Genomic DNA, 22,264 nt, shown 5'->3' on the forward strand with positions numbered 1-22,264 from the left:
AGCGACCATATGAATATCCATGAATATCAGGCCAAAGCGCTGCTGAACGAGTTCGGCGTCGCGATCTCCAAGGGCGTTCCGGTCCTGAAGGCGGCCGATGCGGACGCGGCGGCAAAGGCACTCCCGGGCCCGGTCTGGGTTGTGAAGAGCCAGATCCACGCCGGCGGCCGCGGCAAGGGCAAGTTCAAGGAAGCCTCGGCCGGCGACAAGGGCGGCGTCCGCATCGCCAAGTCGGCCGCGGAAGTTTCCGAATTCGCCAAGCAGATGCTCGGCGCCACGCTCGTCACGATCCAGACCGGCCCCGCCGGCAAGCAGGTCAACCGCCTCTACATCGAGGACGGCTCCGACATCGACAAGGAATTCTACCTCTCGATCCTGGTCGACCGCGAAACCTCGCGCGTCTCGTTCGTGGTGTCGACCGAGGGCGGCGTCAACATCGAGGACGTCGCGCACAACACGCCTGAGAAGATCGTGACCTTCTCGATCGATCCCGCGACCGGCATCATGGGCCATCACGGCCGCACCGTCGCGAACGCGCTGAAACTCTCCGGCGATCTCGCCAAGCAGGCCGAGAAGCTCACCGCGCAGCTCTACGCGGCGTTCGTCGCCAAGGACATGTCGATGCTGGAGATCAACCCGCTGGTCGTGACCAAGCAGGGCCAGCTCCGCGTGCTCGACGCGAAGGTGTCGTTCGACGACAACGCCCTGTTCCGTCACCCCGAGGTGCTCGCGCTGCGCGACGAGACCGAGGAAGACGCCAAGGAAATCGAAGCGTCGAAACACGACCTCAACTACGTCACCCTCGACGGTAATATCGGCTGCATGGTCAACGGCGCCGGCCTCGCGATGGCGACGATGGACATCATCAAGCTCTACGGCATGGCGCCGGCGAACTTCCTCGACGTCGGCGGCAGCGCCAGCAAGGAGAAGGTCGCGGCCGCCTTCAAGATCATCACCGCGGATCCCAACGTGAAGGGCATCCTGGTCAACATCTTCGGTGGCATCATGAAGTGCGACGTGATCGCCGAGGGCGTCACGGCTGCGGTTCGTGAAGTCGGCCTTAGCGTGCCGCTGGTGGTTCGCCTCGAAGGCACCAATGTCGAGCTGGGCAAGAAGATCATCCGTGAGTCCGGCCTGAACGTGGTGCCGGCCGACAATCTCGACGACGCTGCGCAGAAGATCGTGAAGGCCGTCAAGGAAGGCTGAGGCCATGACCCAGGACCATCTCGCTGCATCATCCCCGCTGCCGGAGCACGCGCGTCTTGCCGCGTTCGCCGGTGAATGGAATGGCGAAGAGGTGGTCTTTCCGTCGCGCTGGACGGAGGGCGGGACGGCGACCTCTCACGTCGTGGCCCACATGGATCTCAATGGCTTCTATCTGATCCAGGACTCGGTCCAGACCCGCGACGGCAAGCAGAGCTTCGCCACCCACGGCATCTTCACCTTCGACCGCGAAGACCGGACCTACAAATTGTTCTGGTACGATTCGCTCGGCTACACGCCGCCCTCGCCCGCCTCCGGCGGGTGGGTCGGCAAGACCCTGACGCTGGTGCGCGGCTCGCTCCGCGGCAATGCGCGCCACGTCTATGAAATCATCGACGACGATTCCTATTCGTTGAAGATCCAGTTCTCGCCGGACGCGGAAGGCTGGGCCGACGTGCTCACCGGCGTCTACCGCCGCATCCACTGACCTCTCACTCGTTAGTTTCGCGAAAGCAGACCTCATGTCCATCCTGATCGACAAGAACACCAAGGTCATCTGCCAGGGCTTTACCGGCAAGAACGGCACCTTCCATTCGGAGGCCGCGATTGCCTATGGCACCAAGATGGTCGGCGGCACCTCGCCCGGCAAAGGCGGCGCGACGCATCTGGGCCTGCCGGTGTTCGACACCGTGCGCGAGGCGCGTGAGAAGACCGGCGCCGATGCGTCCGTGATCTACGTGCCGCCTCCGGGCGCGGCCGATGCGATTTGCGAGGCCATCGATGCCGAGATCCCGCTGATCGTCTGCATCACGGAAGGTATCCCGGTCATCGACATGGTCAGGGTGAAGCGTTCGCTGGCGGGCTCCAAGTCGCGCCTGATCGGGCCGAACTGCCCGGGCGTCATGACCGCCGGCGAGTGCAAGATCGGCATCATGCCGGCCAACATCTTCAAGACCGGCAGCGTCGGCATCGTCTCCCGCTCGGGGACCCTGACCTACGAAGCCGTGTTCCAGACCACCCAGGAAGGCCTCGGCCAGACCACCGCGGTCGGCATCGGCGGCGATCCGGTCAAGGGAACCGAGTTCATCGACGTGCTGGAAATGCTGCTCGGCGACCCCAAGACCGAGTCGATCATCATGATCGGCGAGATCGGCGGTTCCGCCGAGGAAGACGCCGCCCAGTTCCTCAAGGACGAGGCCAAGCGCGGCCGCCAGAAGCCGATGGTCGGTTTCATCGCCGGTGTCACAGCCCCTCCCGGCCGCCGCATGGGCCACGCCGGCGCGATCATTTCCGGCGGCAAGGGGGACGCCGGTTCCAAGACCGACGCGATGAAATCGGCTGGAATTACAGTGTCCCCGTCTCCCGCTCGGCTCGGGCACACGCTTGCCGAAAAATTGAAAGCCTGATTCACACCTTCGTAATTTTCCGGGCGAAGTTTCGTAGCAAATAGGGTAAATGGTGCCTGTCGCGCTGGTCCTCTGCCGGGGAGCCCAGCGCCAGCGCCGTTTGTTATGCGCGAACCGAAATCGCCAGGAACTCAAGTATGTCTCGCCAAGACGCGAACGCAGCCTTTGCCCTCTCCTCCTTTTTGCAGGGCACCAACGCCACCTACATCGACGAAATCTACGCCCGCTACGAGAAGGACCCGTCCTCGGTGGATGCCGAGTGGCAGGACTTCTTCAAGAGCCTCAACGACCAGCCGGGCGACATCAGCAAGAACGCCCAAGGCCCGTCCTGGGAGCGCGCCAACTGGCCGCTGACCCCGCAGGACGATCTGACCTCCGCGCTCGACGGCAATTGGGCCGAAGTCGAGAAGACGGTCGGCGCCAAGATCGCCGCCAAGGCGCAGGCCAAGGGTGGCGACAAGGGCGGCGGCCTCTCCTCCGCCGATTTGCTCCAGGCCACCCGCGACTCGGTCCGGGCCCTGATGCTGATCCGGTCCTACCGCATGCGCGGCCACTTCCACGCCAAGCTCGATCCGCTCGGCATCGAAGCCCAGCGCAATCGCGAAGAGCTCGATCCGCGGACCTACGGCTTCAGCGAAGCCGATTTCGACCGCAAGATCTTCCTCGACCATGTGCTCGGTCTCGAATACGCCAGCTTGCGCGAAATCACAGCGATCTGCGAGCGCACCTATTGCCAGACGCTCGGCGTTGAGTTCATGCACATCACCAACGCGGCGCAGAAGGCGTGGATTCAGGAGCGGATCGAGGGGCCGGACAAGGAAATTTCCTTCACCCGCGAAGGCCGCCGCGCCATCCTGATGAAGCTGGTCGAAGCCGAAGGCTTCGAGAAATTCTGCGACACCAAGTTCACCGGCACCAAGCGCTTCGGCCTGGACGGTGCTGAATCGCTGATTCCCGCGCTCGAGCAGATCATCAAGCGCGGCGGCAATCTCGGCGTGAAGGAGGTCGTGCTGGGCATGCCGCATCGCGGCCGCCTCAACGTGCTGACCCAGGTGATGGGCAAGCCGCATCGCGCGCTGTTCCACGAGTTCAAGGGCGGTTCTGCCAATCCTGATGCGGTCGAAGGCTCGGGCGACGTCAAATATCACCTCGGCGCGTCCTCGGATCGCGAGTTCGACGGCAACCGCATCCATCTGTCGCTGACCGCCAACCCCTCGCATCTCGAGATCGTCGATCCCGTGGTGCTCGGAAAGGTCCGCGCCAAGCAGGACCAGCACGGCGATCCGCCGGATATGCGCATCTCAGTGATGCCGCTGCTGATGCATGGCGATGCCGCGTTCGCCGGCCAGGGCGTGGTCGCGGAATGTTTCGGCCTGTCGGACCTGAAGGGCTACCGCACCGGCGGCTCCGTGCACTTCATCGTCAACAACCAGATCGGCTTCACCACCTATCCGCGTTATTCCCGTTCGTCGCCGTATCCGTCGGACGTGGCGAAGATGATCGACGCGCCGATCTTCCACGTCAACGGCGACGATCCGGAAGCCGTCGTGTTCGCGGCCAAGGTCGCGACCGAGTTCCGGCAGAAATTCCACAAGCCCGTCGTCATCGACATGTTCTGCTACCGCAGGCATGGCCATAACGAGGGCGACGAGCCGGCTTTCACCCAGCCGGTGATGTACAAGAAGATCGCGGCCCATCCGTCGACGCTCGAGCTCTACGCCCGCCGTCTCATCAGCGAAGGCGTGCTGACGGAGGGCGAGGTCGAGAAGGCCAAGGCCGACTGGCGCGCGCGGCTCGATGCCGAGCTCGAAGCCGGCTCCGGCTACAAGCCCAACAAGGCCGACTGGCTCGACGGCAAATGGGCCGGCTTCAAGATCGCGGATCAGGAAGAAGATGCGCGGCGTGGCGTCACCGGCGTCGACATCACCGCCCTGAAGGACATCGGTCGCAAGATTACCAAGGTGCCGGATGGTTTCCGCGTCCACCGCACCATCCAGCGCTTCCTCGAAAACCGCGCCAAGGCGATCGACGGCGGCACGGGCATCGACTGGGCGACCGGCGAGGCACTGGCGTTCTGCACGCTGCTCAACGAGAACCATCATGTCCGCCTGTCAGGGCAGGATTCGGAGCGCGGCACCTTCTCGCAGCGCCACTCGGTCCTGATCGACCAGGAAGACGAGAGCCGCTACACGCCGTTCAACCATCTCGGTCACGAGCAGGGCCATTACGAGGTCATCAACTCGCTGCTGTCGGAAGAAGCCGTGCTCGGCTTCGAATACGGCTACTCGCTCGCCGAGCCGAACACGTTGACTCTGTGGGAAGCGCAGTTCGGCGACTTCGCCAACGGCGCGCAGGTCGTGTTCGACCAGTTCATCTCCTCGGGTGAGCGCAAATGGCTGCGCATGTCCGGCCTCGTCTGCCTCCTGCCGCACGGCTATGAGGGCCAGGGACCGGAGCATTCCTCGGCGCGTCTGGAGCGTTATCTCCAGATGTGCGCGGAAGACAACATGCAGGTGGTCTATCCGACCACGCCGGCGAACTACTTCCACGTGCTGCGTAGGCAGCTCCATCGCGAGATCCGCAAGCCACTGATCGTGATGACGCCGAAGTCGCTGCTGCGTCACAAGCGGGCGGTGTCGCGCCTCGAGGAGCTCGCGAAGGGAACGACCTTCCACCGCATCCTGTATGACGACGCCCAGATGCTGCCGGGCGAAGCGGTCAAGCTCGTGCCCGACGAGAAGATCCGCCGCATCGTGCTCTGCTCGGGCAAGGTCTATTACGACCTCTACGAGGAGCGCGAGAAGCGTGGCATGGACGACATCTACCTGATGCGCGTCGAGCAGCTCTATCCGGTGCCGCTGAAGGCGCTGGTGGCCGAGCTGTCGCGCTTCAAGAAGGCCGAAGTCGTGTGGTGCCAGGAAGAGCCCCGCAACATGGGTGCCTGGCACTTCATCGAGCCCTATCTGGAATGGGTGCTGAACCAGGTGAACGGTGCGAGCCGGCGTCCGCGTTACGTCGGCCGCGCCGCCTCCGCCGCGACCGCCACAGGTCTGATGTCGAAGCATCAGGCGCAGCTGAAGGCGTTCCTGGACGAAGCATTGAGCTGAACTTTTTCGAGCTGCGTTATGCCCCGCCTTGTGTGCAATGGCGCACTGGAGCGGGGCATCCGGCAAACCGTGGCGTCCGTCGTGAATGCGAACGTTTCGGCTTGCTGGATGGCCTGCTTTTCGCAGGCCGATGACACCTGAAAATTCCCGACCGCATTGGCGATCTCCTTAAGGAAAAGACCATGACTGAAATTCGTGTGCCGACCCTCGGCGAATCCGTCACCGAGGCCACCATCGGCCGCTGGTTCAAGAAGGCCGGCGATCCCGTCGCCGTCGACGAGCCCTTGGTGGAGCTCGAGACCGACAAGGTCACCATCGAAGTCCCGGCGCCGTCCGCGGGCACGCTGAGCGAGATCATCGCCGCAGATGGCACGACCGTTGCGGTCGGTGCGCTGCTCGGACAGATCACCGAGGGCACGGCCGGCGTCGCAAAGACGCCCGCCAAGCCGGCTGCCGCGCCCGCGCCTGCTCCCGCCGCGGCGGCTCCATCCGCCGCCCCGGCCGCGTCGAAAGCACCGCCGGCCGACTCGCCGCTCGCGCCCTCCGTGCGAAAGCTCTCGGCCGAGACCGGCATCGACGCCTCGACCGTTCCCGGCTCCGGCAAGGACGGCCGTGTCACCAAGGGCGACATGCTCGCCGCGATCGAGCGTGCGGCCTCGGCGCCGACCCCGGTCAACCAGCCGGCCGCAGCGGTCCAGGTTCGCGCACCCTCGCCGGCCGACGACGCAGCCCGCGAAGAGCGCGTCAAGATGACCCGGCTGCGCCAGACCATCGCGCGCCGCCTCAAGGACGTGCAGAACACCGCCGCCATGCTCACGACCTTCAACGAGGTCGACATGACCAACGTCATGGCGCTGCGTGCGCACTACAAGGATGCGTTCGAGAAGAAGCACGGCTCGAAGCTCGGCTTCATGGGCTTCTTCACCAAGGCCGTCGTGCAGGGGCTGAAGGACATCCCGGCCGTCAACGCCGAGATCGACGGCACCGACCTGATCTACAAGAACTACTACCACATCGGCGTCGCCGTCGGCACCGACAAGGGCCTCGTCGTGCCCGTGGTGCGCGACTGCGACAACAAGTCGATCGCGGAGATCGAGAAGGGCATCGCCGATTTCGGCCGCCGTGCCCGCGACGGCCAGCTCAAGATCGACGAGATGCAGGGCGGCACCTTCACCATCACGAACGGCGGCATCTACGGCTCGCTGATGTCGACCCCGATCCTGAACGCGCCGCAGTCCGGCATTCTCGGCATGCACAAGATCCAGGAGCGGCCGATGGTCGTCGGCGGCAAGATCGAGGTCCGCCCGATGATGTATCTGGCGCTGTCCTACGATCACCGCGTCATCGACGGCAAGGAAGCCGTGACCTTCCTTGTTCGCGTCAAGGAGAGCCTGGAAGATCCGGCGCGCCTGGTGCTCGATCTCTGATCGCTGATGCTCTGCGAGCGCCGTCGCCTTACGCGACGGCGCGTGTCGAACCATGGAGACGCGCGTGACGGATAAAGTCGTTGTCATCACCGGCGGCAGCCGCGGCATCGGGCGGGCGACCGCGATTGCGGCGGCCGCGCGCGGCTTTCGCGTCGTGGTCGGCTATGCCAGCAACAAGACCGCCGCCGACGAGGTGGTCGCCGAGATCGCGGCCAGCAACGGCAAGGCCATCGCGGTGAAATGCGACGTCGCCGAGGAAAGCGATATCCTGGCGCTGTTCAAGGCCGCGGACGCGTTCGGCACGCTCGGCGCGCTCGTCAACAATGGCGGCATTGTCGGGACCAGCGGCGTGCGCGTCGACGAGATGTCGGCCGAGCGCATCCAGCGCGTGATGGCGGTCAACGTCACCGGCTCCATCCTCTGCGCGCGCGAAGCGGTGAAGCGGATGTCGACCAGGCACGGCGGCCAGGGCGGCGTCATCGTCAATCTGTCGTCGGTTGCTGCCAAGCTCGGCGCGCCGAACACCTATGTCGACTATGCCGCGTCCAAGGGCGCGATCGATTCCTTCACCGTCGGCCTCGGCCATGAGGTTGCCGGCGAGGGCATTCGTGTCGCGGGCATCCGGCCCGGCCTGATCGACACCGAAATCCACGCTGCCGGCGGTGAGCCCGACCGCGCCCATCGTCTGGCCCATATGGTGCCTATGAAGCGCGTCGGTACTGCCGATGAAGTCGCCAATGCCATCGTCTGGCTGATGTCGGACGAGGCCTCCTACGTCACCTCAGCCATTCTCGATGTGTCCGGCGGACGCTGACGCGCCGCGCGGACGCTGACACATCCCTCAACGCTAAACTTACGGGACTTTCTCTCATGGCATACGATCTCGTCGTCATCGGCACCGGACCGGGCGGTTATGTCTGCGCGGTGCGTGCAGCGCAGCTCGGCATGAAAGTCGCCGTGGTGGAAAAGAACGCGACGCTCGGCGGCACCTGCCTCAATGTCGGCTGCATGCCGTCGAAGGCGCTGTTGCACGCCTCCGAAATGTTCGAGGAGGCCGGGCATTCCTTCGCCAAGATGGGCGTCAGCGTTTCCGCGCCGAAGCTCGATTTGCCTGCGATGATGAACTTCAAGCAGCAGGGCATCGACGGCAACGTCAAGGGGGTCGAGTTCCTGATGAAGAAGAACAAGATCGACGTGCTCAAGGGCGCCGGCAAGATTCTCGGCACCGGCAAGGTCGAGATCTCCGCCGACGGCAAGTCGCAGGTGGTCGAGACCAAGAGCATCGTGATCGCCACCGGCTCGGACATCGCGCGTCTGAAGGGCATCGAGATCGACGAGACGCGCATCGTGTCGTCGACCGGCGCGCTGTCGCTGGACAAGGTCCCCGGCAAGCTCTTGATCGTCGGCGCCGGCGTGATCGGCCTCGAGCTCGGCTCAGTGTGGAAGCGTCTCGGCGCCGAAGTCGTCGTCGTCGAATTCCTCGACCGCATCCTGCCCGGCATGGACGGGGAGATCGCCAAGCAATTCCAGCGCATCCTGGAGAAGCAGGGCTTTGCGTTCAAGCTGGGTGCCAAGGTCACGGGCGTGGACACCTCCGGCAAGGCGCTGAAGGCGACGGTCGAGCCCGCCGCCGGCGGCGCTGCCGAGACGCTGGAAGCCGATGTCGTTCTCGTCTGTATCGGCCGTGTGCCGTACACGGATGGGCTGGGCTTGAAGGAAGCCGGCGTTGCGCTCGACAATCGCGGCCGCGTGCAGATCGATCCGCACTTCGCCACCAGCGTGAAGGGCGTCTATGCCATCGGCGACGTCGTCGCGGGCCCGATGCTCGCGCACAAGGCCGAGGATGAAGGCGTCGCGGTTGCCGAGATCATCGCGGGGCAGGCCGGCCACGTGAACTACGATGTTATCCCAGGCGTCGTGTATACCACGCCGGAAGTATCCTCCGTCGGCAAGACCGAGGAGGAGCTGAAGCAGGCGGGCGTGGCATATACGGTCGGAAAGTTTCCCTTTACCGCCAACGGCCGCTCCAAGGTCAACCAGACCACCGACGGCTTTGTGAAGATTCTCGCAGATGCGAAGACCGATCGCGTGCTCGGCGTGCACATTATCGGCATTGAGGCCGGGGAAATGATCCATGAGGCGGCCGTTCTCATGGAGTTTGGCGGCAGCGCGGAGGATCTCGCGCGCACCTGCCACGCGCACCCGACCCGCTCCGAGGCCATCAAGGAAGCCGCGCTTGCAGTCGGCAAGCGGGCCATCCATATGTAGGTGGCGCCCAGCGCCGAATCGGGCGGGAAACACATGCTACGCCGCCTGCTTCAACCGGTCTGGGTCCTGCTTGCGATCATCTTCCTGATCGAAGCCTGGCTGTGGGACCATCTCGAACCGATCGTCGCGCGGGTTGTCGCAATCGTCCCGCTCGCCCGCTTCAAGCAATGGATGTCGGACCGCGTCGATGCGCTGTCGCCGGCGATGACGCTGATCGTGTTCGCTGTACCGATCGTCCCGCTGTTTCCGCTCAAGCTGGTCGGCCTGTGGCTGCTCACGCACGAATACTGGACCAGCGCGGTCTTCACCATCGTGTTCGCAAAGCTGCTCGGGGTCGGCGTCACCGCCTTCGTGTTCGATGTGACGCGCGACAAGCTGATGGAGATGCACTGGTTCGAGCGGCTGTACGATCTGGTGCTGAAGCTGCGTGCCAAGGCCGCCGAGCTGGTCGATCCGGTCAAGCGGCGCATCAAGGAGCTGATCGCCGGCAACGGCGAAGGCTGGTCCTCCCGCACGCTCCGCCTGATCCAGCGTTTTCGCAAGAGCGTGCACGAAGCGCGTTGAGCGCCGACGCAATGAGCGTCGCGTAGCCCGGATGAGCAAAGCGATATCCGGGATTCCTTATTGTGGCTCCCCGCATGTCGCTGCGCTCATGCGGGTTACGAGCCTCAATGCAGATGCAGCAGATGCGGCGACCATGCGCCGAGCACGGTCATTCCAAGTCCGGCAAGCGACAGCAGGCCCGCGATCCAGGCGAGCGGTAGCATGCCGGTGATGATCGTCGCCGAGGCCAGGACGATGCCGATCTGGAAGGCGGCGGACGCCAGCTCGAAGTGATGATATTTCGCAGTCGCCTCGTCGCGTTCATGCTCGGCGTGCTTGGCCTTTTCGGCCAGCTGCTCGGTGCCTTCGCCGGTCTCGGGCTCGGAGCGGTAGCGCTGCGCGGTCTTCTGCCAGTCCTCGATCTGCTTCTGCACGGCCACCTTGTTGGCCTCGTCGCTCGCCGCGCCGAGGATGAGCTTGCCCTGGTCGGCCATGGTCTGCACCACGGTGCGGCGGATGCTCTTGGCCTGGAAGAAGGCCCAGAGGTTGGAGGCCTCGACGTTCTTGCTGATCGATTCGGTCTGGGCGCCCTTGCCGAGCGTCTCGGAGATCGCCAGGAACAGCGCCAGGACCGCGATCAGGAGCGCGATCTTCTTGTTCGAGCCGGACGCGTGTTCGGCGTGCTCGGCATGCTCCATGCTTTCATGTGCGCTCATAAATTCCTCCTGGCTCGGTTCCCCACGATTGACCGAACCGCGGGCGCCGCGCAAGAGGCATGCGCGCCGCGAGGCTTGCTATGACAGCTTCATGTCAGCATCAGCGCCGCGGATGCGCGCTGGCATAGACTTCCAGCAGCCGCTCGGCATCGATGCCGGTATAGATCTGCGTGGTCGAGAGCGAGGCATGGCCGAGCAATTCCTGGATCGCGCGCAAATCGCCGCCGCGTGACAACAGATGCGTGGCGAAGGAATGCCGGAGCGCGTGCGGCGTGGCGCTGTCGGGCAGGCCGAGCGCGCCGCGCAGCCGCTCCATCGCGAGCTGGATGATGCGCGGGCTCAACGGCCCGCCGCGTGCGCCGACGAAGATCGGGCCTTCGGCCGGCAGCGGATACGGGCACATCGCGACATACTCCTGCACCAGTTCGAGCACGTTCTGGAGCACCGGCACCATGCGGGTCTTGTTGCCTTTGCCTGTCACGATCAGCACGTCGCCTTCACCGGGACGCGGCACCTCGCGGCGCGTCAGCCCCAGCGCTTCGGAGATGCGCAGGCCCGAGCCGTAGAGGAGTGCCATCACCGCGGCATCGCGCGCCAAAATCCAGGTCTCGCGATCCTCGCCGGCGCGCTCGTCGGCGTCCGCAAGACGTTTGGCCGACGCCATCGGCAACGGCTTTGGCAGGCTCCTTGCGACTTTCGGCGCGCGGATCGCCGAGAGCGCGCCGACCTTGCCCTTGCCTTCGCGCTCGAGGAAGCGGCCGAACGAACGCAGGCCCGCCAGTGCGCGCATCAGCGAGCGCCCGGCAATATCGTCGGCGCGGCGCATCGCCATGAAGGCCCTGATATCGGTGGCCTCCAGTGCGGCGAAACGCTTCAGCGTCACACGCTCGCCCCAATGGCCGCAGAGGAAATTCAGGCACTGCCGCAGATCGCGGGCATAGGCTTCCAGCGTCTTCGGCGACAGCCGTCGCTCCGCGCCGAGATGCGACAGCCAGCGCGTCATCTCCTGCGCGATGTCAGGATCGGCGCTGGCGAGCTCGATCTGTGGGGCGGCCGCTTTGCTCATGCGCTCTGGACGTGGTGATTCCACTCAGTATATCGCATCACACTCGTTTATCGTTCGCTAAGGCCGCCTCAGGGCGCTAGCCTTGAAGCCCCCGGGTTCCGATTCCCCTCCATGGACCACACGTCGCGCAGCAACGCCGTCTCCGCCAACGCGACCCGCATGGTCGACGTGCTGGTGCCGGTCGCGCTCGACCAGACCTATTCGTACAAGGTGCCGCGTGGGATGGAGCTGAAGGCGGGCGACATTATTGGCGTGCCGCTCGGCCCGCGCGAGGTGCTCGCCGTGGTTTGGGCCGAAAACGCCAATCCGGATCCGCGCCTGCACAACCGCCTCAAGGAGGTCAGCGAAAAGCTCGACATCCCGCCGCTGAAGCCCGAGCTGCGTGCAGTCGTGGACTGGATCGCCAATTACACGCTGAGCCCGCGCGGCATGGTGCTGCGCATGTGCCTGCGGATGGGCGAGAACCTCGGCCCCGAGCGGGTGCGCGCCGGCGTGCGCCTGACCGGCGATCTCCCGCGGCGACTGACGCCGGCGCGGCAGCGCCTGATCGAGGTGCTGTCGGACCGGCTGCTGCACGGCAAGTCCGAGGCGGCCAAGGAGGCCGGCGTTTCGGCCGGCGTGATCGACGGCCTCGTCGACGAAGGCACGCTCACGGTCGAGCCGATGCCGCCGCCTCCACCGCCGCCGCCGCCCGATCCGGATTTCAGCCGGCCGGATTTTTCGCCGCTCCAGCGCGCCGGAGTTGATGCGATGCGCGCGCTCGCGGCCAACGGCAGCTTTCACGTCGCGCTGCTCGACGGTGTCACCGGCTCGGGCAAGACCGAGGTTTACTTCGAAGCCGTGGCCGAGGCGATCCGCCGCGGAAAACAGTCGCTGATCCTGATGCCGGAGATCGCGCTCACCGGCCAGTTCCTCGATCGCTTCGCGCAGCGTTTTGGCGTGCGTCCCTTGGAATGGCATTCCGAGCTGACGCCGCGCACCCGCGCACGCAATTGGGCGGCGATCTCCGAGGGCAGCGCGCCGGTCGTGGTCGGCGCGCGCTCGGCGCTGTTTCTGCCCTACGCCAATCTCGGCCTCATCGTGGTCGATGAAGAGCACGACCAGGCCTACAAGCAGGACGAGGGCGTGCATTATCACGCCCGCGACATGGCGGTGGTGCGCGCGCATATCGCGAAGGTTCCGATCGTGCTGGCATCGGCGACGCCGTCGGTCGAGTCCGAGGTCAATGCGCGCAAGAACCGCTATCAGCGCATCGCGCTGCCGTCACGCTTCGGCGGCCAGCACATGCCGCATATCGAGGCCATCGACATGCGCCGCGAGCCGCCGGCGCGCGGCCGCTTCATCTCGCCGCGGCTGGCGTCCGAGATCAGGACCGCGATCGAGCGGCGCGAGCAGGCGCTATTGTTCCTCAATCGCCGCGGCTATGCGCCGTTGACGCTGTGCCGCGCCTGCGGCCATCGCTTTGCCTGCACCATCTGCGATGCCTGGTTGGTCGATCACCGCTTCCGCCAGCGCCTCGTCTGTCACCATTGCGGCTTCTCGATGCCGCGTCCGCAAACCTGCCCGCATTGCGCGGCGGAGGAATCGCTGGTCGCGGTCGGGCCCGGCGTCGAGCGCTTGCAGGAAGAGGCGGCCGCGCTGTTCCCGGAGGCGCGCACCATGGTGCTGTCGAGCGATCTCATCACCTCGATCGAGACGATGCGCTCCGAGCTGAATGACATCGCGGAGGGCCGCGTCGACGTCATCATCGGCACCCAGCTCGTCGCCAAGGGCCACAATTTCCCGCGGCTCAATCTTGTCGGCGTGGTCGATGCGGATCTCGGCCTGTCCAATGGCGATCCGCGCGCCTCCGAGCGCACCTGGCAATTGCTCAACCAGGTGATCGGCCGCGCCGGGCGCGAGCAGGGCCGCGGCGTCGGCTATCTCCAGACCCACCAGCCCGACCATCCCGTGATGAAGGCGCTGATCGCCTGCGACCGTGAAGCGTTCTACGACAGCGAGATCGATTTGCGCGAACGCACGCTGTATCCGCCGTTCGGGCGGCTCGCGAGCCTGATCATTTCCGCCGGCGACCGGCCGAGCGCCGAAGGCTTCGGCCGCCACCTCGTTGCGCTCGCGCCGCGCGACGAGCGGGTGGTGGTGCTGGGCCCAGCGGAAGCCCCGCTCGCCGTCATCAAGGGCCGCTACCGCTTCCGCATCCTGGTGAAATCGGCGCGCGGCTTCGACCTGTCGGATTATCTGCGCAACTGGCTTGCCGTATGCCCGAAGCCGAAGGGCAATCAAAAGCTCGAGGTCGACGTCGATCCGCAGAGCTTTTTGTAGCCGCTGTCATTCCGGGGCGCGACGAACTCGCGAACCCGGAATCCATTCATCCACCGACCCTGCTGTTCGATGGATTCCGGGCTCGCGCTGCGCGCGCCCCGGAATGACGAAGCCCGCCGTCCCCCAAGACGGCGGGCTTGTTTCACGCGTCGCGCGCTTTAGGAGACGACTTCCGCGGTGACGCGGCCGACGCCGGCGCCGGTGAGGCCGATAGCGCGGGCAGCGCCCGTGGAGAGGTCGAGGACACGGCCGCGAACGAACGGGCCACGGTCGTTGATGGTGACGATGACGCTGGAGCCGCCATGGGTGACCCGCAGCTTGGTGCCGAACGGCAGCGAACGGTGCGCCGCGGTCATGGCGTTCTGGTTGAAGCGCTGGCCCGAGGCAGTCCTGCTGCCGGACTCGTTCCCGTAAAAGGAAGCCATGCCGGAGAAGGCACGTCCGGTGCCCTGCGACGGCGTCATCGACGCATTAGCGTTACGCCAATCGGAGGACGTGTTGGCATCGTTCTGGGCCTGGTGGCGGTGATGATGGTGGGAATACCGATGGTGATGCCGGGATTTGGCGGAAGCTTCGGTGGCAGTTCCCCCGATGAGAAGAGTTGCGGCAACAAAAGCGATCGCCGTACGCGGCCGGGTCACTGAGCCCAGCGTCTTCAAACAAAGCATATATTGGTCCCTAAGCTAGTATTGCCACATATGTGGCAAGTGGAGCCCCCGTAAGTTTGCGAGCGGGACCGCGTTTCGATTCCTAATGAGGCGTGAATTGGGCAGTAAATCCGTTCTGTGTCGCCGTGTAATATCTTGTTACCGGCGGAGATATTCAGCCGACATTCCGTAATATTGGAATTTAACGATTCGTTAACCTCTAAATTACTCGCGAATACTGTAAAACGAAGTCATCGCTTTCCGCATTTAGAATTCGGAAAGTATTCGGCGAGTGAAGCTGGATGCGCCGGAATCACGCCTCAGCGATCCGTGTTCATGGCCGCTATGCGCTGAGGGCAGGAACCAATGGCCGGCATCGGCTCGGGGGTGGGCTTAGGGGCTGTGGCAATTCCGCGGCATGGCAGGTCGTCGTCGCGTCGTCGTGGAGTGCGACGAACTGGCGACAGAACGTCATGCCTTTAATTTGGCGTCATGTTGCACGTGCGCGCCTGCTATGTTAGCAAAGCCGCGATTTTAACGAGCCCGGCACTTCCGTGCGGGGTCGAAAATCGAAGTCCCGCTTGAATTCCAAGGGCTTGGATCGCTAGGCGCCGCTTTGTGGCGACGGTTTTTCCCTTGCGAGTTTGACAGCAAAAAGAGCACGTCTGTGGCTGCAGAAGATACGTCCGTTTCCGGTGTGTCGGGCCGTTATGCAACGGCCTTGTTTGAACTGGCCCGCGACCAGAAAGTGGTCGACGAGGTCAAAGCCGATCTCGAAAAATTCGAGGGCATGCTGAACGAAAGCGCCGATCTGAAGCGCCTCGTCCGCAGCCCTGTGTTCGCGGCCGATGCCCAGTCCAGGGCCCTCTCGGCCGTTTTGGACAAGGCGGGCATCGCCGGCATCTCCGCCAATTTCCTGAAAGTGCTGACCGCCAACCGCCGCCTGTTCGCGGTGGCTGACGTCATCCGCGCCTATCGCGCCCTGGTCGCCAGGTTCAAGGGCGAGGCGACGGCCGACGTCACCGTGGCGGAGGCGCTCTCGGACAAGAATCTCGACGCCCTCAAGGTTGCCCTGAAGTCGGTGACCGGCAAGGACGTCGCGCTCAACGTGAAGATCGATCCCTCGATCATCGGTGGCCTCGTGGTCAAGCTTGGCAGCCGGATGATCGATAGCTCGCTTCGCACCAAACTCAATTCGATCAAGCACGCGATGAAAGAGGCAGGCTGATGGACATCCGCGCCGCGGAAATTTCCGCGATCCTCAAGGACCAGATCAAGAATTTCGGCCAGGAAGCTGAAGTCTCCGAAGTCGGACAGGTGCTGTCCGTCGGCGACGGTATCGCCCGCGTTTACGGTCTGGATAACGTCCAGGCCGGTGAAATGGTCGAGTTCGAGAACGGCACCCGCGGCATGGCGCTGAACCTCGAGACCGACAACGTCGGTATCGTCATTTTCGGCGCCGACCGCGAGATCAAGGAAGGCCAGACCGTCAAGCGCACCCGCGCCATCGTGGACGCGCCGGTCGGCAAGGGCCTGCTCGGCCGCGTCGTCGACGCGCTCGGCAATCCGATCGACGGCAAGGGCCCGATCCAGGCCGACAAGCGCATGCGCGTCGACGTCAAGGCACCCGGCATCATTCCGCGCAAATCGGTGAACGAGCCGATGGCGACCGGCCTCAAGGCGATCGACGCCCTGATCCCGATCGGCCGCGGCCAGCGCGAGCTGATCATCGGCGACCGTCAGACCGGCAAGACCGCGATCGCGCTCGACACCATCCTCAACCAGAAGCCGCTCAACGCGCAGCCGGACGAGAACATCAAGCTGTATTGCGTCTACGTCGCGATCGGCCAGAAGCGCTCGACCGTTGCCCAGTTCGTGAAGGTGCTGGAAGAGCAGGGCGCGCTCGAATATTCGATCATCGTGGCCGCTACCGCGTCGGATCCGGCACCGATGCAGTACATCGCGCCGTTCACCGGCTGCACCATGGGCGAGTACTTCCGCGACAACGGCATGCACGCCGTCATCATCTATGACGATTTGTCCAAGCAGGCCGTCGCCTACCGCCAGATGTCGCTCCTGCTGCGCCGCCCGCCGGGCCGCGAAGCCTATCCGGGCGACGTGTTCTATCTGCATTCCCGCCTGCTCGAGCGCGCGGCGAAGCTGAACAAGGACCAGGGCTCGGGCTCGCTGACGGCGCTGCCGGTCATCGAAACCCAGGCCAACGACGTGTCGGCCTACATTCCGACCAACGTCATCTCGATCACCGACGGCCAGATCTTCCTGGAAACCGACCTGTTCTTCCAGGGCATCCGCCCCGCGGTGAACGTCGGTCTGTCGGTGTCGCGCGTCGGCTCCTCGGCGCAGACCAAGGCCACCAAGAAGGTCGCCGGCAAGATCAAGGGCGAGCTGGCGCAGTACCGCGAAATGGCGGCGTTCGCGCAGTTCGGCTCCGACCTCGACGCCTCGACCCAGCGCCTGCTCAACCGCGGCTCGCGTCTCACCGAGCTCCTGAAGCAGCCGCAGTTCGCGCCGCTGAAGATGGAAGAGCAGGTCTGCGTGATCTGGGCCGGCACCAACGGCTATCTCGATCCGCTTCCGGTCAACAAGGTGCGCGCGTTCGAGGACGGTCTGTTGTCGCTGCTGCGCGGCAAGAACGTCGATATCCTCAACGCGATCCGCGATAGCCGCGATCTCTCCGACGACAGTGCCGCCAAGCTGAAGTCGGTGGTCGAAGGTTTCGCCAAGAGCTTCGCATAAGAGAACGGTCGCAAGGCCGGGCTTCGTGTCCCGGCCTTCCGTGCCTCACTGCATGGAAACGAAGACGTGGATGCCCGGGACACGCCCGGGCATGACGACTGGGATAGGCTAGCGGCTTGATCCAAGGGGTCGAACCGCCGGGGTGAACGAAGAATGGCGTCACTTAAAGACATGCGCGTCCGCATCGCCTCCACCAAGGCGACGCAGAAGATCACCAAGGCCATGCAGATGGTCGCGGCGTCCCGGTTGCGCCGCGCCCAGCAGGCGGCCGAGGCGGCGCGGCCATATGCCGACAAGATGAGCGCGGTGATCTCCAACATCGCCAGCGCTGCCGCCGGTTCGCCCGGCGCTCCGGTGCTGCTGGGCGGCACCGGCAAGGATCAGGTTCACCTGCTGCTGGTCTGCACCGGCGAGCGTGGTCTGTCCGGCGCCTTCAACTCCTCGATCGTGCGTCTCGCGCGCGAGCGCGCCCAGGCGCTGATCGCGCAGGGCAAGGAAGTCAAATTCTTCTGCGTCGGTCGCAAGGGCTACGAGCAGCTCCGCCGCCTGTACGACAAGCAGATCATCGAGCACCTCGACCTGCGCGGCGTTCGTCAGCTCGGCTTCCTCAACGCCGAGGACATCGCCAAGAAGGTCTTGGCCCGCTTCGACAACGGCGAATTCGACGTCTGCACGCTGTTCTACGCGCAGTTCAAGTCGGTGATCGCCCAGGTCCCGACCGCGCAGCAGATCATTCCGTTGACCGTGGAAGAAAAGGCGGCGAACGCGCCGTCGACGTCCTACGACTACGAGCCGGAGGAAGACGAACTCCTCTCCGGCCTGTTGCCGCGGAATATCGCGGTGCAGATTTTCCGCGCGCTGCTGGAAAACAACGCCTCGTTCTACGGCGCGCAGATGAGCTCGATGGACAACGCCACCCGCAACGCGGGCGAAATGATCCGCAAGCAAACCCAGATCTACAACCGAACCCGTCAAGCCCAGATCACCAAGGAGCTGATCGAGATCATCTCCGGCGCCGAGGCGGTCTGACGCACGAACCAAACGACGGTCGTTCAAGTAAAGAATTTCGAAGGAGAGCTTCATGGCTACAGCAGCTACCCAGGTCGGTCGTGTCACCCAGGTCATGGGCGCCGTCGTCGACGTTCAGTTCGAAGGCCATCTGCCGGCCATTCTGAATTCGTTGGAAACCAGGAACGGCAACATCCGCCTCGTGCTGGAAGTTGCGCAGCATCTCGGTGAGTCCACCGTGCGCACGATCGCGATGGACGTGACCGAAGGTCTGGTCCGCGGCCAGGAAGTGACCGACACCGGTCAGCCGATCTCGGTTCCCGTCGGCGCGGGCACGCTCGGCCGCATCATGAACGTGATCGGCGAGCCGATCGACGAAGCCGGCCCGATCCAGTCCGAAGGCATGCGCGCCATCCACCAGGAAGCGCCGAGCTACACCGACCAGTCGACCGAAGCTGAAATTCTCGTCACAGGCATCAAGGTCGTCGACTTGCTCGCGCCCTACGCCAAGGGCGGCAAGATCGGCCTGTTCGGCGGCGCCGGCGTCGGCAAGACCGTGCTGATTCAGGAGCTGATCAACAACGTCGCGAAGGCCCACGGTGGTTACTCCGTGTTCGCCGGCGTCGGTGAGCGTACCCGCGAGGGCAACGACCTCTATCACGAGTTCATCGAGTCCAAGGTCAACGCCGATCCGCACAATCCGGATCCGAGCGTCAAGTCGAAGTGCGCGCTGGTGTTCGGCCAGATGAACGAGCCGCCCGGCGCCCGCGCCCGAGTCGGCCTCACCGGTCTGACCGTCGCCGAGCACTTCCGCGACCAGGGCCAGGACGTGCTGTTCTTCGTCGACAACATCTTCCGCTTCACCCAGGCCGGTTCTGAAGTGTCGGCGCTGCTCGGTCGTATCCCGAGCGCCGTGGGTTACCAGCCGACGCTTGCCACCGACATGGGCGCGCTGCAGGAGCGCATCACCACCACGCAGAAGGGTTCGATCACTTCGGTGCAGGCCATTTACGTTCCGGCCGACGACTTGACCGACCCGGCGCCCGCGACCTCGTTCGCGCATTTGGACGCCACCACGGTGTTGAACCGCGCGATCTCGGAAAAGGGCATCTATCCGGCGGTGGATCCGCTCGACTCGACCTCGCGCATGCTCTCGCCGCTCGTCGTCGGCCAGGAGCACTACGACACCGCGCGTCAGGTCCAGCAGGTGCTGCAGCGCTACAAGTCGCTGCAGGACATCATCGCCATTCTCGGCATGGACGAGCTTTCGGAAGAGGACAAGCTGACGGTGGCCCGCGCCCGCAAGATCGAGCGCTTCCTGTCGCAGCCGTTCCACGTCGCCGAAATCTTCACCGGCTCGCCCGGCAAGTTCGTCGACCTCGCGGACACCATCAAGGGCTTCCGCGGCCTCTGCGAAGGCAAGTACGATCACCTGCCGGAAGCCGCCTTCTACATGGTCGGCACCATCGAAGAGGCGATCGAGAAGGGCAAGAAGCTGGCGGCCGAGGCGGCCTAAGCTGCGAAGGGCGAGCAGGGAGTAGCGAATAGTCGCGCTGCTCCCGCTCCATTCGCAATTCGCTACTCACCATTCGCAGGTTTCCAATGGCCACCTTCCACTTCGATCTCGTCTCGCCGGAAAAGCTCGCCTTCTCGGGCGAGGTCGACCAGGTCGATATCCCCGGCGTCGAAGGTGATTTCGGCGTGCTGGCGGGACACGCTCCTGTCGTGGCCGCGATCCGGCCCGGCATTCTCACCGTGACCACCGGCGGCAAGCACGAGAAGATCATCGTGCTCGGCGGTATCGCCGAAGTTTCCGACAAGGGCCTGACGGTACTCGCCGACGTCGCGACCTCGCTGGCCGAGCTCGATCGCGCCCAGTTCGCCGCGACTATCTCGGAGATGGAAGAGGGATTGAAGGAGCACGAAGGCAACGAGCTCGATCAAGCCATCGCGCGGCTCGACCACTTCAAGAGCATCCAGCAGCAGCTCAGCAGCACGGCTATGCACTAAGCCCCGGTGCATCGCGCCGGGGCCCGAACTGAAAATTCCTGAATAAGTTCAGCGCTCGTCACGGAAGTGGCGGGCGCTGAAACTTTGTTGCACCGCGCCGCCGATCGCGCCATTCTGCACTCGCGAACTTTGTTCCGGGGGCCGGCCGCAAAATGAAACGCAAGATCGCAGCGATTTTCGCAGCCGATATTGCCGGCTATTCACGACTGGTCGCGGAAGACGAAGAGGAGACGCTGCGGCGTCTCGCCTCCTATCGCGAGGTTGTCGACGATTTCATTGCCAAGGCGGGCGGACGCATCTTCAACACTGCGGGTGACGCCGTGCTCGCGGAATTTCCAAGCGCAGTCGATGCGGTGCGCTGCGCGATCGACATTCAGGAATCCCTGCGAACCCGCAACATGGCCTATCCGCAAAGCCGGCTGATGTCGTTCCGCATCGGCATCACCATCGGCGACGTGGTCGAGCGCGACGGCGATCTGCTCGGTGACGGCGTCAATATCGCCGCCCGGCTCGAGGGCCTCGCCGAGGTCGGCGGCATCTGCGTCTCCCGCGCCGTGCACGAGCAGGTCGCCAACAAGCTGTCGGTGCAGTTCGCCGATATCGGCGCGCAGGAGGTCAAGAACATCCCGACGCCGGTGCACGCCTACATGGTGGCAATGCGGCGCGGGGACGGCAGCTACGCGACGCCGCAAATCAAGAAGGTGGCGAAGGCTGCGGCCGCGCCGAACTGGATGTGGCCGCTGGTGGTCGGTGTCGTCTCCGTCGTCGCCATCGGCGTCGGTGGCTTCCTCTATTTCACCAAGCTCGAGACCACCAGGGCGCCGGCGGTTGCAGCGATTGCGCCAAGCTCTGCATCAAGTCCGATGCCCAGCGCGGCTGCGGCAGCAGCGCCAAGCCCGTCAGCCACCATGGCAGCGAAAGCGCCGATGCCCATGCCGGCACCATCGGCTTCACCGATGGCCGGCAAGTTTCCCGCCGACAGCGTCCCCTTCATCAACGAGCGCATCCGCAACTACCTGGCTGGCGACTATTCCGCTGCCGGCAACTACAAGGCGTTCGCGCTCAATGTCGGCGGGTTCACCGGCGCGTCGTTGAATCAGCCGAACGAGGAAGCCGCGCGCAACGCCGCACTCGATCAGTGTCAGAAGCGCGCCGATGCCGCGCAGTCGCCGCGGCGCTGCGAGCTCTATGCGGTCGGCAACAACATTGTCTACACGCACGGCAAGCCGCCGATGCCGCCGCAGCCATTCGTCCGGCATGATGCCATGACCGAGCGCGCCTTTGCCTCCAAAGACTTTCCGATGGTGCGCGATCCCGCGAAAGTCCGCCTCGAGAACATGTTCGTGCCCGCTGCAAAATCCCGCGCGGTCGCGCTCGGCCCGGGCGGTCAATATTTCATGGTGATGGGCGCATCATCCGCCGACGATGCCGCGCGGCGTTCGCTGGAATCGTGCGGCGCGATCGCCGGCGTCGCTTGCCTGGTCGTTGCGGTCGACGAGAATTTCGTCGTGCCGATCCCGACCCTGCTGAGGATCACCGGCTTCTTCCACGCGGCGTCCAACGCCTCGATCGTCGCAGATGCGCGCGACGAGGTCGTGCGCAAGCTCGCCGACGGCATGGGCTGGAACGCCGTCGCGGTCGGCACCGCGGGCCGGCCGGGCCTCGGCCTCAAGGCCGCGGACGAGCAGACCGCCGTCAATTCCGCGCTCGCCGACTGCGCCAAGCGCGACAGCGACTGCCACGTCATCGCGATCGGCCCGTTCACGGTGGGACCGATCAATTAG

The 22,264-nt window shown here is 64.7% G+C and carries 18 protein-coding genes; 15 read left to right on the plus strand and 3 right to left on the minus strand.

Annotation, left to right across the window (positions count from 1 at the left end; translation table 11 throughout):
• Nucleotides 1-9 precede the first annotated feature (9 nt).
• From sucC to BRA1253DRAFT_RS24800, 8 genes are all read left to right on the plus strand, one after another.
• The gene (gene sucC / locus BRA1253DRAFT_RS24765; RefSeq protein ID WP_007598871.1) at nt 10-1,206 is read left to right on the plus strand and encodes an ADP-forming succinate--CoA ligase subunit beta; all 1,197 of its coding nucleotides are present in this window, start codon (nt 10-12) and stop codon (nt 1,204-1,206) included.
• Between the two features lie 4 nt (nt 1,207-1,210).
• Nucleotides 1,211-1,690: a DUF1579 family protein gene (locus BRA1253DRAFT_RS24770; protein WP_007598873.1), complete on the plus strand. Its 480-nt coding sequence runs from the start codon at nt 1,211-1,213 to the stop codon at nt 1,688-1,690.
• Between the two features lie 34 nt (nt 1,691-1,724).
• A complete protein-coding gene (sucD, locus tag BRA1253DRAFT_RS24775) occupies nt 1,725-2,609 on the plus strand; it encodes a succinate--CoA ligase subunit alpha (protein WP_007598874.1) in 885 nt (294 codons plus the stop codon).
• 137 nt (nt 2,610-2,746) lie between these two features.
• A complete protein-coding gene (locus tag BRA1253DRAFT_RS24780; protein WP_007598875.1) occupies nt 2,747-5,716 on the plus strand; it encodes a 2-oxoglutarate dehydrogenase E1 component in 2,970 nt (989 codons plus the stop codon).
• Nucleotides 5,717-5,898: 182 nt separating this feature from the next.
• A complete protein-coding gene (odhB, locus tag BRA1253DRAFT_RS24785) occupies nt 5,899-7,143 on the plus strand; it encodes a 2-oxoglutarate dehydrogenase complex dihydrolipoyllysine-residue succinyltransferase (RefSeq protein WP_007598877.1) in 1,245 nt (414 codons plus the stop codon).
• A 52-nt stretch (nt 7,144-7,195) separates the two neighbouring features.
• A complete protein-coding gene (locus BRA1253DRAFT_RS24790; protein ID WP_088941101.1) occupies nt 7,196-7,957 on the plus strand; it encodes an SDR family oxidoreductase in 762 nt (253 codons plus the stop codon).
• Nucleotides 7,958-8,013: 56 nt separating this feature from the next.
• On the plus strand, nt 8,014-9,411 hold the full coding sequence (lpdA, locus tag BRA1253DRAFT_RS24795) for a dihydrolipoyl dehydrogenase (RefSeq protein WP_007598879.1): 1,398 nt from the start codon (nt 8,014-8,016) through the stop codon (nt 9,409-9,411).
• 33 nt (nt 9,412-9,444) lie between these two features.
• Entirely contained in the window at nt 9,445-9,975 is a 531-nt protein-coding gene (locus BRA1253DRAFT_RS24800) for a hypothetical protein (RefSeq protein ID WP_007598880.1), read from the plus strand.
• A 104-nt stretch (nt 9,976-10,079) separates the two neighbouring features.
• Here BRA1253DRAFT_RS24800 and BRA1253DRAFT_RS24805 read toward each other — a convergent pair whose 3' ends face one another.
• Nucleotides 10,080-10,670 carry a DUF4337 domain-containing protein gene (locus BRA1253DRAFT_RS24805; RefSeq protein ID WP_007598882.1) on the minus strand — a complete coding sequence of 197 codons (591 nt, stop codon included), beginning with the start codon at nt 10,668-10,670 and terminating at the stop codon, nt 10,080-10,082.
• 100 nt (nt 10,671-10,770) lie between these two features.
• Nucleotides 10,771-11,736, minus strand: a complete 966-nt coding sequence (locus BRA1253DRAFT_RS24810) for a tyrosine recombinase XerC (protein ID WP_007598884.1) — start codon at nt 11,734-11,736, stop codon at nt 10,771-10,773.
• Nucleotides 11,737-11,847: 111 nt separating this feature from the next.
• Here BRA1253DRAFT_RS24810 and BRA1253DRAFT_RS24815 point away from each other — a divergent pair, with 111 nt between their 5' ends.
• Nucleotides 11,848-14,058 (plus strand): primosomal protein N', encoded by a 2,211-nt coding sequence (locus tag BRA1253DRAFT_RS24815; protein ID WP_007598886.1) that lies wholly within the window; start codon nt 11,848-11,850, stop codon nt 14,056-14,058.
• A gap of 158 nt (nt 14,059-14,216) precedes the next feature.
• Here BRA1253DRAFT_RS24815 and BRA1253DRAFT_RS24820 read toward each other — a convergent pair whose 3' ends face one another.
• Complete coding sequence (locus BRA1253DRAFT_RS24820; protein ID WP_007598887.1) at nt 14,217-14,726, minus strand: septal ring lytic transglycosylase RlpA family protein; 510 nt, start codon at nt 14,724-14,726, stop codon at nt 14,217-14,219.
• Between the two features lie 646 nt (nt 14,727-15,372).
• Here BRA1253DRAFT_RS24820 and BRA1253DRAFT_RS24825 point away from each other — a divergent pair.
• The 6 genes from BRA1253DRAFT_RS24825 (at nt 15,373) to BRA1253DRAFT_RS24850 (ending at nt 22,264) form a co-directional block, all read left to right on the plus strand.
• On the plus strand, nt 15,373-15,933 hold the full coding sequence (locus BRA1253DRAFT_RS24825) for a F0F1 ATP synthase subunit delta (RefSeq protein ID WP_007598889.1): 561 nt from the start codon (nt 15,373-15,375) through the stop codon (nt 15,931-15,933).
• A complete protein-coding gene (atpA, locus tag BRA1253DRAFT_RS24830) occupies nt 15,933-17,462 on the plus strand; it encodes a F0F1 ATP synthase subunit alpha (RefSeq protein ID WP_007598893.1) in 1,530 nt (509 codons plus the stop codon). The genes BRA1253DRAFT_RS24825 and atpA overlap by 1 nt, the downstream gene beginning before the upstream one ends.
• 153 nt (nt 17,463-17,615) lie before the next feature.
• On the plus strand, nt 17,616-18,491 hold the full coding sequence (locus tag BRA1253DRAFT_RS24835) for a F0F1 ATP synthase subunit gamma (protein ID WP_007598895.1): 876 nt from the start codon (nt 17,616-17,618) through the stop codon (nt 18,489-18,491).
• Between the two features lie 52 nt (nt 18,492-18,543).
• Nucleotides 18,544-19,986, plus strand: a complete 1,443-nt coding sequence (gene atpD / locus BRA1253DRAFT_RS24840) for a F0F1 ATP synthase subunit beta (RefSeq protein WP_007598896.1) — start codon at nt 18,544-18,546, stop codon at nt 19,984-19,986.
• 86 nt (nt 19,987-20,072) lie between these two features.
• Nucleotides 20,073-20,480 carry a F0F1 ATP synthase subunit epsilon gene (locus BRA1253DRAFT_RS24845; RefSeq protein WP_007598897.1) on the plus strand — a complete coding sequence of 136 codons (408 nt, stop codon included), beginning with the start codon at nt 20,073-20,075 and terminating at the stop codon, nt 20,478-20,480.
• A 152-nt stretch (nt 20,481-20,632) separates the two neighbouring features.
• Nucleotides 20,633-22,264: an adenylate/guanylate cyclase domain-containing protein gene (locus tag BRA1253DRAFT_RS24850; protein WP_007598898.1), complete on the plus strand. Its 1,632-nt coding sequence runs from the start codon at nt 20,633-20,635 to the stop codon at nt 22,262-22,264.

Source organism: Bradyrhizobium sp. WSM1253 (genome assembly GCF_000244935.1).
In the GTDB taxonomy this organism is placed as follows: Bacteria; Pseudomonadota; Alphaproteobacteria; order Rhizobiales; family Xanthobacteraceae; genus Bradyrhizobium; species Bradyrhizobium canariense.

What these genes read in the sequence shown, in the direction of transcription:
- BRA1253DRAFT_RS24845 (WP_007598897.1), top strand. Translation starts at nt 20,073, where the DNA reads ATGGCCACCTTCCACTTCGATCTCGTCTCGCCGGAAAAGCTCGCCTTC.
- BRA1253DRAFT_RS24800 (WP_007598880.1), top strand. Translation starts at nt 9,445, where the DNA reads ATGCTACGCCGCCTGCTTCAACCGGTCTGGGTCCTGCTTGCGATCATC.
- BRA1253DRAFT_RS24780 (WP_007598875.1), top strand. Translation starts at nt 2,747, where the DNA reads ATGTCTCGCCAAGACGCGAACGCAGCCTTTGCCCTCTCCTCCTTTTTG.
- odhB (WP_007598877.1), top strand. Translation starts at nt 5,899, where the DNA reads ATGACTGAAATTCGTGTGCCGACCCTCGGCGAATCCGTCACCGAGGCC.
- BRA1253DRAFT_RS24805 (WP_007598882.1), bottom strand. Translation starts at nt 10,670, where the DNA reads ATGAGCGCACATGAAAGCATGGAGCATGCCGAGCACGCCGAACACGCG.
- BRA1253DRAFT_RS24790 (WP_088941101.1), top strand. Translation starts at nt 7,196, where the DNA reads ATGGAGACGCGCGTGACGGATAAAGTCGTTGTCATCACCGGCGGCAGC.
- BRA1253DRAFT_RS24820 (WP_007598887.1), bottom strand. Translation starts at nt 14,726, where the DNA reads ATGCTTTGTTTGAAGACGCTGGGCTCAGTGACCCGGCCGCGTACGGCG.
- atpA (WP_007598893.1), top strand. Translation starts at nt 15,933, where the DNA reads ATGGACATCCGCGCCGCGGAAATTTCCGCGATCCTCAAGGACCAGATC.
- BRA1253DRAFT_RS24815 (WP_007598886.1), top strand. Translation starts at nt 11,848, where the DNA reads ATGGACCACACGTCGCGCAGCAACGCCGTCTCCGCCAACGCGACCCGC.
- atpD (WP_007598896.1), top strand. Translation starts at nt 18,544, where the DNA reads ATGGCTACAGCAGCTACCCAGGTCGGTCGTGTCACCCAGGTCATGGGC.
- BRA1253DRAFT_RS24770 (WP_007598873.1), top strand. Translation starts at nt 1,211, where the DNA reads ATGACCCAGGACCATCTCGCTGCATCATCCCCGCTGCCGGAGCACGCG.
- BRA1253DRAFT_RS24810 (WP_007598884.1), bottom strand. Translation starts at nt 11,736, where the DNA reads ATGAGCAAAGCGGCCGCCCCACAGATCGAGCTCGCCAGCGCCGATCCT.
- BRA1253DRAFT_RS24835 (WP_007598895.1), top strand. Translation starts at nt 17,616, where the DNA reads ATGGCGTCACTTAAAGACATGCGCGTCCGCATCGCCTCCACCAAGGCG.
- BRA1253DRAFT_RS24850 (WP_007598898.1), top strand. Translation starts at nt 20,633, where the DNA reads ATGAAACGCAAGATCGCAGCGATTTTCGCAGCCGATATTGCCGGCTAT.
- lpdA (WP_007598879.1), top strand. Translation starts at nt 8,014, where the DNA reads ATGGCATACGATCTCGTCGTCATCGGCACCGGACCGGGCGGTTATGTC.
- sucC (WP_007598871.1), top strand. Translation starts at nt 10, where the DNA reads ATGAATATCCATGAATATCAGGCCAAAGCGCTGCTGAACGAGTTCGGC.
- sucD (WP_007598874.1), top strand. Translation starts at nt 1,725, where the DNA reads ATGTCCATCCTGATCGACAAGAACACCAAGGTCATCTGCCAGGGCTTT.